We start from the raw sequence: 12,949 nt of genomic DNA, 5'->3' as shown, positions 1-12,949 counted from the left end.
CGGTGGTCACCAGTCCCGAAGTTGCCAACAAAGGAGTTATCAGTGGTATTACAAGCCCAAACCAGCACCTACGAAGCTAAAACTCAAGAAGTTGCTCGACAGCTTCTGGTCGCTACCCAAGAAAATCGCTCGTTTTTAGGTTCCCTACGCGATCAGATGCGCTGGGATGATCAGCTGCTAACCTGGGCAATGAGTAATCCCGGTTTACGGGTACAATTGTTTCGTTTTATCGACACATTACCCGCTTTACATAGTAAATCAGAAATTGCCGCACATTTGCAAGAATATTTGGGGGCAGAATCTGTAGAATTACCTTCAGCCCTCAAGGGGATGTTGAATTTTGCTCACCCTGATTCTATGCCGGGACAAGTTGCGGCGACAACTGTTTCTAAGGCTGTGGAAACTTTAGCCCATAAATATATTTCTGGGGAGAATATTAAACAGGTTATCAAAACAGTTGAACGACTGCGAAAAGAAAAAATGGCTTTCACCATTGATTTACTCGGTGAAGCGGTCATTACTGAAACTGAAGCCCAGTCTTATCTAGAACGCTATCTAGAATTGATGCAACAACTAATAGAAGCATCAAAGAATTGGGGGGTAATTCCGGCTATTGATGAAGCTGATGGTGATATTTTACCACAAGTTCAGGTTTCTGTCAAGTTAACAGCGTTTTATTCCCAATTTGACCCTTTAGACCCTCAAGGAAGTGAGGAGAAAGTTAGCGATCGCATTCGGATTTTATTACGTCGGGCGCAAGAGTTAGGGGCAGCTGTGCATTTTGACATGGAACAGTACGCCTACAAAGATTTAACTTTAAGTATTCTGCAAAAGTTACTTTTAGAAGATGAGTTTAGACAACGTACAGATATTGGTGTCACCATCCAAGCATATCTGCGTGACAGTCTAGAGGATGGGAAAAAGTTAATTTCTTGGTTACAACAGCGCGGTTATCCCCTGACAGTGCGTTTAGTTAAGGGTGCATATTGGGATCAGGAAACTATTAAATCAGAACAAAAACACTGGCCACAGCCAGTTTATAACGATAAAGCCGCCACAGATGCCAATTTTGAAGCCATTACTCAGCTATTATTAGAAAATCACCAATATGTCTATGCTGCTATTGGCAGTCATAATGTGCGATCGCAAGCTCGCGCTATTGCCATAGCCGAAAGTTTAAATGTCCCCCGTCGTCACTTTGAAATGCAAGTGTTGTATGGGATGGGGGATAAGTTGGCTAAAGCCTTAGTTAATCAAGGTTATCGCGTGCGGGTTTACTGTCCCTATGGTGAGTTATTACCGGGGATGGCGTATTTAATTCGGCGGTTGTTGGAAAATACAGCGAATAGTTCCTTTTTGCGGCAAAATATCGAGAATCGCCCCATTGAGGAGTTGTTAGCACCCCCAAATGTCGAGTCTGAAGCCAAAGCCCAAAGGCGCAAACAAGAAGGGGAGTTTCTGGGTGCTGCGGATAGGGATTTTGCACACGAAGAGGTGAGAAATATGTTTACTGCGGCTTTGGCTGGGGTGCGGGAACAGTTGGGTCGGGTTTATTTACCTTTAGTGAATGGGGAGTATGTGAATACTCAGGAGTTGATTGATTCCGTCAATCCTGCTAATTTTAGCGAGGTAGTAGGTCGGGTTGGTTTAATTAGTGTGGCACAAGCAGAAGAGGCGATGCAAGCTGCTAAGGCTGCGTTTCCAGGATGGAGGAAAACACCAGTACAGGAACGCGCTAGGATTGTGAGGAAGGCGGCTGATTTGATGGAGTTACGTCGGTCTGAGCTTGCAGCTTGGATTGTTTTGGAGGTGGGTAAGGTTGTTAAGGAAGCAGATGCAGAGGTTTCCGAGGCTATAGATTTTTGTCTTTACTATGCTGAGGAGATGGAACGCCTAGATAAAGGTGTAAACTATGACGTAGCAGGTGAGACAAATCGTTATATATACCAGCCTAGGGGAATTGCAGTGGTGATTTCTCCCTGGAATTTCCCTTTAGCGATCGCCTGTGGAATGACTGTTGCGGCGCTAGTTGCAGGTAATTGTACTCTGCTCAAACCTGCGGAAACCTCCTCTGTAATTACCGCGAAATTCACAGAAATCTTAGTAGAGGCGGGTATTCCTCAAGGTGTATTTCAATACGTACCAGGTAAAGGTTCCCAAGTAGGTGCTTACTTAGTAAATCATCCTGATACTCATATCATCGCCTTTACTGGTTCTCAAGAGGTGGGTTGTCGCATTTATGCAGAAGCAGCTACCCTGAAACCAGGACAAAAGCACATGAAGCGAGTAATCGCAGAAATGGGGGGGAAGAATGCAATTATTGTGGACGAAAGCGCTGATTTAGATCAAGCTGTTGTGGGGGTAGTACAGTCAGCATTTGGTTACAGTGGACAAAAATGTTCTGCCTGTTCCCGGGTAATTGTACTCGAACCGATATATGATACTTTTGTCCAGAGGTTAGTAGCAGCGACAAAATCCCTGAATATTGGAGCAACAGAGTTACCTAGTACCCAAGTTGGACCGGTAATAGATGCTCAAGCACGCGATCGCATTTTGGCATATATTGCCACAGGTAAGACACAAGCCCAAGTCGCCTTGGAAATGACCGCACCTACACAGGGGTATTATATCGGTCCAGTCATTTTTAGTGAAGTACCACCCGATGCCACTATCGCCCAACAAGAGATATTTGGTCCAGTCCTGGCGGTAATCAGGGTCAAAGATTTTACCCAAGCTTTGGCAGTAGCTAACAGTACCAACTACGCCCTCACAGGGGGACTATATTCTAGAACACCCTCCCACATTCAACAAGCACAGACAGACCTGGAAGTAGGAAATGTCTATATTAACCGGAATATTACAGGTGCAATAGTTGCCAGACAACCCTTTGGGGGTTTCAAACTTTCGGGGGTAGGTTCCAAAGCTGGAGGGCCTGATTATCTGCTGCAATTCTTAGAACCGCGGACAGTGACGGAAAACATTCAACGCCAAGGGTTTGCACCCATCCCCGGCGCTGAATAAAAAAATCAAAAATTATCTTTGTTGAAGGGAACAGGGAACACACCCAACACACCGAAACAATCAAATCCAGTCACCTTTCCCTTATAAAGGGAAAGGTGAGGGTGGGGTAAAATAATATTCGATACACTAATCATGACTTGACAAACATCTTCTTAGAACTTCAAACCCGAACCAGCAACCGCCAAAATACCCCAACCAATAATGAAAGCCACACCACCCAGGGGAGTGATTGCGCCTAGGTATTTCAAACCAGTTACACTCAGTGCGTACAAGCTACCGGAAAAAATGCCAACACCAATGATAAATAACCACCCACTAGCTACTAACATGGGTTGAGGTGATGCTGTACGACTAATTAGTAAGGCTATTAACAAAAGTGCCAAAGCGTGGTACATTTGATAACGAGCGGCTGTATCGAAAATTTCCAGCGATCGCTCACTGATTTTACCTCGCAAAGCATGAGCAGCGAAAGCACCTGCGGCTACGGATAAACCGCCTAAAACAGCAGCTAGGCTGACAAAAACTTGTGCCATTGCTAATGATGATTGATTCTAGATCTCAAAATGATATGATACCCCCCCTGTTTCACTGACCTGAAAATCCCCATTGAATTCTTTAGCTTTGATATCTAAGTACTCTCTAGCTGTAGCTGCTGGTAGTTGACAATTCATCGCCAAGCCTAAAACAGTGACGCGCCCGTTATTTTCTTGTAGCATTTGATAAAAAGTGGATTGGAGGCGATCGCTTAGTTGCTTCTGCAGTGCTTTTTGCTCATTTTTGCTCTGACGATATAACCCCAAGCTTAACCAACCACCTAACACCATTGTGGGTATACCAAAGATCATCCCATTTCTGGCGGTATTATCCAGGTAATAAACAGCAGGTTGATTAATAAACTCCTTTGCCACAGCCTGATTATATCCTGTGGAAATAGGCTTAAGGACAGATTTTTTCTCAAGTGTCGCTGAAACTGATAGTGTCAAAAACATGAATCCCAGTGTCAATAACCAACCCGCAGCCAGTTTTTCAGCAGTTTTCATAGTGTCACATCAGATTTTAAACTTTGCTTGCGATTCTAGCTTGAGTTGTCAAAAGCTTCCAGGGTGTTCAAGTCGGGTGGGTGAGGCCAGGTTCACCCACCATAATCCTGAAAACAGCAGTTCAGGTAAAATCTGTCTATTTTATTTCCGGGTTGCTTCTAGCAGACGGGAGTAATAAAAACGAGTTTTAGTCATAGCTTGGCGTTTGATTGCAAAGCCGTTATTTTCCAGGATTTTCACCACATCAGTCTCACGGTGGAGATAAGCGCGAGTTGCTTTACTCGGTCCAGGAAAGAAACTACCAATTTTCTTGAGTATACTTAAAGCACAGGTTTTCGGCGCAAAACTGATAATTATTCTTGACTGTGCTAAAGAACAAAGATGAGAAATCATTTCATCGGCTTTTTCTTGGGGGTAGTGAATCAAAACATCCAAGCAAATCACAGTGTGGTAACTACCACTCAATGATTCTAAATCCTGAACAGCGAAAGTAGTATTTTCGGCATTTTCCAAAGTGGCCAAGGCTCTATCCTTAGCTTCCGTGACCATTTTCTCAGAAATATCGCTGGCGTATATCTTAGCACCATTTGCCCCCAAGGGGATGCTGAGACTACCTACCCCACAACCAGCATCGCAGATTGATAACTCTGATAAATTCCCATCATCTTTGAGCCAGCCAATAACTGTATCTACGGTTTGTTGATGTCCATTGCGGATATCTAACTGAACTTTATTAACTTCCCCATCCCCGTAAATGCGTCGCCACCGGTCAAAGCCTGTAGAATTAAAATACTCACGAACAATGGTTTTATCGTCAGCTACGTTCATAAAGTTAAATCTTTAAGTGTTCCCAATCCTTAAAATTATCATTAATACCAAGGCCTCGAATACTCTACAAGATTTTTTTTAGAAGTTCTTTTCCTCATGTACGACAAACCAACTATAGATAATAGCCGATTTCTCTGGTTGTTTGGAGATTCAAGAGATAAAATTCTATTTTTTCTTCATCTCCAGCAAAAGCCTGCTGATTACAGCCAGGAGTAGGTTAGATGTTTTTCATTGACACTTCTCTATTTCTCAATCATCTGACTAAACCCCCATTCTCTTGTTTTTTCTGCTTTTTTAGATTAAGATATAATCATACAATATAATTGCAGCCATCACTACATTCAAAAACATATTTTTTCATGAGATTTTTAAATATCTGTATACAGTATACATAATTGATTTACTCATTTAGCTTTATTGATTAGCAATGACATCAAATTTTATAACTGACAGTCCTATTATTCAATTTACAATTCTGCTGACAGTAATTTTTACAGTTCCGCCTATATTTGAGCGACTGCGAATACCTGGACTAGTAGGGTTGCTGGTAGCAGGTGTATTGTTAGGACAAAATGGGCTAAAATTTTTAGATTCCGATTCAGAAACCGTTAACTTACTCTCGGATATTGGCAAAGTTTACTTAATGTTTGTCGCAGGTTTGGAAATTGATTTAGAACAATTTCGCAGAACTAAAAATCGCTCAATTGTCTTTGGAATATTAACATTTTTAGTACCCTTAATTTCTGGTATCTTAGTCGGGAGATTTTTTAACTTTAGTTGGAATGCTTCTGTACTGATTGGTTCTTTACTCGCCTCCCATACCCTCTTGGTTTATCCCATTGTTAGCCGTCTAGGAGTGGTGATGAATGAAGCAGTCACAGTCACAGTAGGGGCGACAATTTTCACTGACACAGCTGCTTTATTAGTATTAGCAATTTGTGTAGGAATTCATGGGGGAGAATTTTCTACCCTGAGTTTAATAACCCTATTAGGTGGACTAGCAATTTACTCTGTGATTGTCCTGTTTGGTTTTGATTGGGCTGGTAAAGAATTTTTTCGCCGTTCGGGAGATGAACAAAGTAATCAATTTCTCTTCATATTATTAGCTTTATTTCTCGCATCTGTAGGAGCGCAGATTGTGGGAGTTGAAAAAATTGTGGGTGCATTTTTAGCAGGTTTAGCAGTCAATGATGTTGTAGGACGTAGTCCAGTTAAAGAAAAAATTGAGTTTATTGGTAGCGTCCTATTTATCCCTTGTTTTTTTGTAGACATGGGACTGTTAATTAATATTCCCGCCTTTATCAAAACTCTCGGTTCTATTTGGTTAACATTAGTAATTGTCACAGCTTTAATTTTCAGCAAATTTATAGCGGCATTTTTGACCAAATTAATCTACCGCTACAGTAATGTAGAAATGCTGACAATGTGGTCATTGTCATTACCACAAGTAGCCGCCACCTTAGCAGCATCCTTGGTTGCTTATCAAGCCTTAAACCCTGCTGGTGAAAGGCTCATTAGTGAAGGTGTCTTAAATAGTATAATTGTCCTCATGGTAGTTACTTCAATTGTGGCACCATTGATTACTGCTCGATTTGCAGCTTTATTACAAGTACCGCAAACCGACTTTGAAACAGAAAGTTTAGCAACTTGGTGGGAACATCATGACGCACAACCCCTAGAACCAACTCAGCATCCATTCACTGTCGTAGTACCAATACATAACTCCCGCAACCAACGCTACTTAATTGAAATGGCGGCTTTAATAGCTCAACATCAGTCTGGAAAAATTTTACCATTAGCTATTAATAAAGCCCATGTTCACATGGATGACCCCCAATTAGGAATATCACTAGAGCAAAGTCAGCAAAGGTTGAAACTAGCTGAGGAAATTAGCGCCGAGTTTAATGTTCAGGTTTCTACAGCAGTTCGCATTGATGATGATATAGCTTTAGCAATTAGTCGCACCAGTCGAGAACAAAATGCTAATTTAGTCGTGATGGGTTGGTCTCGCACCACAGGTTTACGTGCCAGATTATTTGGTAATGTGATTGATAGTGTTTTCTGGTCTTCTCACTGTCCAGTCGCGGTAGCTCGTCTGGTAAAAAGTCCGAAAACAATTGAGAGAATTATTGTCCCCATTGGAGATTTAAGACCTCAAACTATCAGCGCTTGGAAGTTTGCAGAAATGTTGGCTGATGTGAATCAGTCGGAGGTTGTACTGTTACACGTCTCTAACAGCAAAACCCCTACTAATTTAGTAGAAGAATTTACAACTCAATTAACTGAAATTGTCTCTAAAAGTCACTTAAAGGTAAATACACATATCCGAACTATTGTAGATGATGATGTTGCTCAAACTATAGTTAGGGAAGCCCAAGGATTTGATTTAGCGGTGTTACGCTCCGTACGTTATCGTACCACAGGGGGATTAGCTGTTAGTCAAGTCACAACTCAGGTAATTGAAGAGTTGACTGGTTCTATTGTGTTATTGGGTGAGGCGCATCTTTGATTTCGGCTCTGTCAACAATTCATAATCTTTCCCAAGTTAGTTCTTTGGTAATTTCATCCCAACGCCAACGTAACAAACCAGTTTTGGGGTGGGAAATTATTCCTGGTAAATTTAGAGCTTGTCTGGGTACATTAGTAGCTAGGGCGATCGCACCTCCCACATCACAAATCCCCCACTTGACCAAGTTTTGCACTCCCACTAACAAGGGTAAAGTTGTCCCGGATAATGTCCCATCTGCTAACCTTGCTGTACCGTTTTTCACTTCTATTTCCCTACTGTCCCAAGGATACACCCCATCGGGTAACCCCAGGGGTGCGAGCGCATCACTGACTAAAAATAGTTTTTGCTGGTTGGCGCGCAGGAGAATATCTAACATCATGGGTGTAATGTGTTCACCATCAGCAATAAAACCACACATGACATGAGGATGGGTAATTGCAGCACCTAGTAACCCCGGTTCCCGGTGGTGTAATGGGGGCATAGCGTTAAAAGCATGGGTTACCATGGTCGCCCCTTGGTTAAACGCCGCCTCTGCTTGGGCTGCTGTCGCCAGGGAATGCCCTAAACTGACAATTATCCCCAAAGAACGCAAATAGGGTATTACTTGCCCTGTACTGTCTAATTCTGGGGCTAAGGTGATCACTTTGACAATCTGGGCATAATCCCCCAAAACTCTTTTGACTTGCTCAATTGTCAGAGGTAGTAAATATTCTTGTGGGTGTGCGCCGCGCTTGTGGTAGTTTAAAAATGGACCCTCTAAATGTACTCCTAGAATCTTCGCACCTACCCTTTGAGTGGTGCTAAAATCGGCAATTATCCCCAGCGATCGCTGTATATTATCTATTGAGGTGGTAACTAAGGTTGGTAAATATCCATCTATGCCCATATCCTCTAAAAAAATGGATATCTTGGGCAATATATGGGAATTATCCCCGGTTAACTCCGGAAATGCTAAACCTAAAGCACCATTAATCTGTAAATCAACACCACCTAAAGAAATCCAATCACCACCGACATCTAGTGAAAACCCACAACTAGAAAATCCTGGAATCATAGGGGTAATTTCCTCAACTACCCCTTGATGGTTAATACAGATGCGCTGTAAACCTTCATAACCAGGGACTCGCGCATTAATTATATTCTCTACCTCTGGTGGTAAAAATTTATCTGTGTTCATAATAAGTAAGAGGGGGAAGAGGGAACAGGGAACGGGGAACAGGGAACGGGGAACAGGGAACGGGGAACAGAGAAAGTGGGGTAAAACAAGATTTGATACACTAATGATAACTTTTACAACATCCTCTCACAGCAATTAATATATGGCTCCTATTATTGGTATTATCATGGGTAGCGATTCCGACTTACCCACTATGAAAGATGCGATCGCAGTTTGTGCCGAATTTGGTATAGAAACTGAAGTGGCGATCGTTTCTGCCCATCGCACCCCAGAACGCATGGTTGAATATGCCCAAACCGCTCACCATAGAGGTATTAAAGTAATTATTGCTGGTGCTGGGGGTGCAGCCCATCTTCCCGGTATGGTAGCATCTTTAACACCATTGCCAGTAATTGGGGTTCCCGTAGCTACCCGGAATTTACAAGGAATTGATTCCTTATATTCTATCGTACAAATGCCCGCCGGTATCCCAGTCGCCACAGTAGCCATAGGGAACGCCAAAAACGCCGGACTTTTAGCAGTGCAAATTCTCGCTACCCACCAACCAGAATTACTTGCTCAGGTTCAAGAGTATCGCCAGAGTCTAGCTGCATCAGTCATGGACAAGCAAGCCAAACTAGAACAGTTGGGTTATCAGCAATATTTAGAACAATCAAGTTAATCTTTAGGTATAATTATAACAGGGTAACAATCATACCCACCAAAGTATAAAGTAGTGGGGTAAAGTATCAATCAAACAACTCAAACCCCCAAAGTGAGGAGTTACATGGTAGGTGATCAGTTATGGTTTTTCAGATCCCTGGGTCTGAGTTTAGGAAGTCTAGCATTTTTAGCTACCGCTAGTCATGCTGGGTTACCTGATGTCCCCCCCACGGTCACAGCAACGTCTGAGTTAGGGGTAATTGCTTCAGAACTCACACAGGAGTCTGCACAGATGCTCTTAGTAGACAGTATCGGGACTAAGCAGATAACTCCCGAAAGGTCTGCTGACCAACTACGCCAGGAGTTGAGAGTTACCCCTATTTTTGATGTGATTCAGCGCCGGGTCTATTCCCCTTCCGCTTCAGCTGGAATCCCCACAGCTTTTGGCGCTAATTGGGGGGATATGTTTATCAGTCTTGCTGGGTCAACCTCTGATAACGTCAGACCAGAGGTTGACGGGGGTACATCCCTTGGTTTTGGCCTGGGTAACTCCAGAGAGTCCCTAGGCTTAGAGGTGATTTACAATAACCTGAGTATTAGAAGCTTCGCCCAAAATGGTTCAGTTGATGCCAAAGTACATCGCTCCTTAGTTTCTAACAGTACCACCCAAATAGCAGCAGCTGTGGGATGGAATAACTTTACTAACTATGGTGACGACGCGGGGGGAACATTTCCCTCTAGTGTTTATGGTGTAGTTAGTGCGTATCACCTTTTAACACCCCAAAGCCCTAATAATTCTTTACCTGTCACCCTGTCTTTGGGTCTAGGCGGCGCTCCCTTCTTTTCTAACTCTAATTCCGGCGTTGGGGTAATTGCGGGGGCTGGTATCCAGGTACATCCCCAAGTAGCCGTAAGTTCCGCCTGGAGCGGTCGCGGGTTGAATTTGGGAGCCTCCTTTATTCCTGTGCAGACCGTACCATTGAGTGTGGCGGTGATCTATGGGGATGCTCTAAGTAATACTGAATCTGGCTCACTTCTGGCTGTTGGTATTGGTTACAGTTTTAATTTTTTACAGAGATAGCACTCAACTCATACGTAGATATGCGAGTGTAACTTACAGTTACACTCGCACGGATATCTATCTGCTAATTATGTTGACCTAGTTAGCAGGTCTGCCATCTCAAAACAGGTAGGCGTAGACCTGCTGTGACAGGTTGCGAGTTTATACCACGCTTAGTCCTCCAACCTGAGCAATCATGTCATCAAAGTCGTTGTCACCGCCGCCGGCTATATCTTCAAAGCCGAAGACATTGTTACCCAACAACTGTATCTGGCTGCTGTTTGACACGTTAGTACCTACACCGGTGACAAATAGGTTACTAAAATCATTACTCACTGAGTTGAGGTCACCATTCGCTACTAGGAATGGTAGCAGCACATAGTCTGACAAGTCAAGACTAGAGCTAACTTCAAAGGTACTGCTTAAATTTGTGCTTTGGTTATTGCCAACCCTACCACTCAATAATGCATTGTCACGCACAGCACTTAGATAGGCATTGCGATCGCCCAGTTCAGCGATACTGTCACCAGTTAGTTTATCAACCACAGCCCCTGTAGTTTTGTCCGCCAAGTAGAAGCCCACTAGATTGTCAAAAGCAGCTTCCCGGTACAGGGTAGCATCCACCTTAACAGTGACTGTATCCCCGGTCACAGTCGAAGTGTCCAGGTTGTTGAGGCTAATCGCTTCTAGTTCCTCACCGTTCGCGGACTCAATCTTCTGAGTAAAGATTTTTACAGTCTCTGTATCTCCTGGTCTGCCCAGAACCGATGCAGCAATGTTAAAGCCACCACCACTCAGGGTCAAACCATTAGCTGTAACCTCACCAATCGTTAAGGGGGTAATAGTACCAGTTCCCAGCTGGCGCAATTGGAACCTCGTCACATTACCATCCGCGGAGGAGATATTGATCAGTCCTGACTGGAGATCGTTAAGGATAGAACCAATACCATCAGGTAGGCCAGAGGCATCACCCAGAGTGGTGAGAATACTTTGAGTTCTACCGTCCGCAAACACAACCTCCAGTACCTGAGATGAGGGGCTTGCACCGGTGACAGAGAATCTAAAGACAGTATCAAAGGGTTGCTGTAGAGGTGTTCCGGTGTTCGGGTCGATGATAGTTACAGTACCTGGTTGTCCGGGAGTACCTGGTTGTCCGGGAGTACCTGGTTGTCCGGGAGTACCTGGTTGTCCTGCAGGACCTTGGGGACCTTGAGGACCTTGGGGACCTTGTGCGCCTGGTTGTCCGTCTGGCCCTTGGGGACCTTGTGGACCTTGTGGCCCTTGTGGACCTTGTGCGCCTGGTTGTCCGGGAGTACCTGGTTGTCCGGGAGTACCTGGTTGTCCTGCAGGACCTTGGGGACCTTGAGGACCTTGAGGACCTTGGGGACCTTGAGGACCTTGGGGACCTTGTGCGCCTGGTTGTCCGGGAGTACCTGGTTGTCCGGGAGTACCTGGTTGTCCTGCAGGACCTTGGGGACCTTGGGGACCTTGAGGACCTTGGGGACCTTGTGGACCTTGGGGACCTTGTGCGCCTGGTTGTCCGGGAGTACCTGGTTGTCCGTCTTGTCCGTCTTCTCCGGGAGCGCCTATATTTCTGAGAACACCCTGACTCGGATTACCGGCAAGATCCAATGTCCACTGAATCTCCTATCAACAACTGGTCTTCAAAGTTTTCACCGGGTAGGACTACTAAGGTGTATTGATCGGTGTATTGATCGTCGCGAACTTGGCTGAATTGTGCCTTAGCAGCATTGAATACTTGTATCTCCTCTGCGGTAAAGTCCGTGACTGGTTCATTGAAGGTGAAGGTGTAGAGGAAAGTCCCATTAAGATTTTGCTCTCTGGTGATAGTAACCGTGGGTAGTACAGTATCAACGTTAATAAACCGACTTCTTTGAGGGCTAACATTGCCATTCAAGTTCTGATAAACAAAGATGCCTTCTTCGCCCTCAGTAAACCCTGACACATCACCGTCGTTAATAACAATTGACCATGTGCCATCAGGCTGTACAGTAGCTTGTTTCCCAGGTCTCTGACTATTCGGCTCACTGTCAAACCTGACGATAATCTCTGCCCCTGGTGCACCAGTACCGGTGATGTTAAAACCATCCAGCTTTTCTCGTCTGTTAACTATGTCATCTCCCGCGACCAAGTTAATTACAGGGGCTGCTGGTGCTAGCAATGAAGCCGCAGCGCTGGGATTCCCACTAATACCAATGGCGGCTTGATCGCGTACATCAACTCTTAACCCTGTTTGATCAGGCGCATCACGGTTAACTACATCGGTGTCAACTAGCAACCTGTACTCAGTACCACTGACTGCTGTAAATGTTCCCTTAGTACCATTGGTGACAGTGATATCATCAGCAGCGAAGCCTGTGACTGGTTCACTGAAGGCGAAGGTGTAGAGGACTTGAAACTGATAGTCCTGATCTCCACGGGGAGAGGCATCTACTGCTTGACTAGTAATGGTGACTGTGGGTGCATCATCATCATTTTCAATTGTCCCGGTAGCAGTAGCCGTGGTAATGGTGGCGTTACTGGGGTTAGACAAAGTAACGGTAAAGGCTTCATCTAGTTCAACTGCGCTGTCACCACTGACATTGACTGTAATTACTTGAGATTCAACCCCTGCTGCAAAGGTGACTGTACCTGTGGGGAGAGTTCCGCCA

The 12,949-nt window shown here is 44.4% G+C and carries 10 protein-coding genes and 1 pseudogene; 4 read left to right on the top strand and 7 right to left on the bottom strand.

The features are described 5' to 3' along the window. The first annotated feature begins 42 nt into the window (after nt 1-42). Entirely contained in the window at nt 43-3,021 is a 2,979-nt protein-coding gene (gene pruA, locus AC6IZ0_RS14840) for an L-glutamate gamma-semialdehyde dehydrogenase (protein ID WP_497723625.1), read from the top strand. 152 nt (nt 3,022-3,173) lie between these two features. On the opposite strand, the gene AC6IZ0_RS14835 is transcribed toward pruA, so the two are convergent. The 3 genes from AC6IZ0_RS14835 to bchM all read right to left on the bottom strand — a co-directional run bounded on the left by AC6IZ0_RS14835 (nt 3,174) and on the right by bchM (nt 4,889). After that, nucleotides 3,174-3,554, bottom strand: coding sequence for a DUF423 domain-containing protein (locus tag AC6IZ0_RS14835; protein WP_271733787.1), 381 nt, complete (start codon nt 3,552-3,554; stop codon nt 3,174-3,176). Between the two features lie 18 nt (nt 3,555-3,572). Continuing rightward, entirely contained in the window at nt 3,573-4,061 is a 489-nt protein-coding gene (locus tag AC6IZ0_RS14830; protein WP_271733788.1) for a hypothetical protein, read from the bottom strand. Between the two features lie 141 nt (nt 4,062-4,202). Next, nucleotides 4,203-4,889: a magnesium protoporphyrin IX methyltransferase gene (bchM, locus tag AC6IZ0_RS14825; RefSeq protein WP_497723623.1), complete on the bottom strand. Its 687-nt coding sequence runs from the start codon at nt 4,887-4,889 to the stop codon at nt 4,203-4,205. 427 nt (nt 4,890-5,316) lie between these two features. Here bchM and AC6IZ0_RS14820 point away from each other — a divergent pair, with 427 nt between their 5' ends. Next, nucleotides 5,317-7,398 carry a cation:proton antiporter domain-containing protein gene (locus AC6IZ0_RS14820; protein ID WP_497723622.1) on the top strand — a complete coding sequence of 694 codons (2,082 nt, stop codon included), beginning with the start codon at nt 5,317-5,319 and terminating at the stop codon, nt 7,396-7,398. Between the two features lie 19 nt (nt 7,399-7,417). On the opposite strand, the gene nagA is transcribed toward AC6IZ0_RS14820, so the two are convergent. Further along, the gene (nagA, locus tag AC6IZ0_RS14815) at nt 7,418-8,575 is read right to left on the bottom strand and encodes an N-acetylglucosamine-6-phosphate deacetylase (protein ID WP_497723620.1); all 1,158 of its coding nucleotides are present in this window, start codon (nt 8,573-8,575) and stop codon (nt 7,418-7,420) included. 142 nt (nt 8,576-8,717) lie between these two features. Here nagA and purE point away from each other — a divergent pair, with 142 nt between their 5' ends. Both purE and AC6IZ0_RS14805 read left to right on the top strand, forming a co-directional pair. After that, nucleotides 8,718-9,236: a 5-(carboxyamino)imidazole ribonucleotide mutase gene (gene purE / locus AC6IZ0_RS14810; RefSeq protein WP_271733792.1), complete on the top strand. Its 519-nt coding sequence runs from the start codon at nt 8,718-8,720 to the stop codon at nt 9,234-9,236. A 105-nt stretch (nt 9,237-9,341) separates the two neighbouring features. Further along, complete coding sequence (locus AC6IZ0_RS14805; protein WP_497723619.1) at nt 9,342-10,298, top strand: hypothetical protein; 957 nt, start codon at nt 9,342-9,344, stop codon at nt 10,296-10,298. A gap of 141 nt (nt 10,299-10,439) precedes the next feature. On the opposite strand, the gene AC6IZ0_RS14800 is transcribed toward AC6IZ0_RS14805, so the two are convergent. The 3 genes and pseudogenes from AC6IZ0_RS14800 to AC6IZ0_RS14790 form a co-directional block, all read right to left on the bottom strand. Further along, complete coding sequence (locus AC6IZ0_RS14800) at nt 10,440-11,909, bottom strand: DUF4114 domain-containing protein (RefSeq protein WP_497723618.1); 1,470 nt, start codon at nt 11,907-11,909, stop codon at nt 10,440-10,442. Beyond that, nucleotides 11,893-12,780: an Ig-like domain-containing protein gene (locus AC6IZ0_RS14795; protein WP_497726071.1), complete on the bottom strand. Its 888-nt coding sequence runs from the start codon at nt 12,778-12,780 to the stop codon at nt 11,893-11,895. Before AC6IZ0_RS14795 ends, AC6IZ0_RS14800 begins: the two co-directional genes overlap by 17 nt. After that, a pseudogene (locus tag AC6IZ0_RS14790) lies at nt 12,778-12,924 on the bottom strand (hypothetical protein); the annotation flags it as partial. The gene AC6IZ0_RS14795 and the pseudogene AC6IZ0_RS14790, both read right to left, overlap by 3 nt. Between the last annotated feature and the right edge of the window lie 25 nt (nt 12,925-12,949).

This window comes from Anabaenopsis sp. NIES-4685 (genome assembly GCF_059725405.1).
Note: the sequence above shows the minus strand (reverse complement) of the source record. Positions and strands in the feature narration are given on the sequence as shown.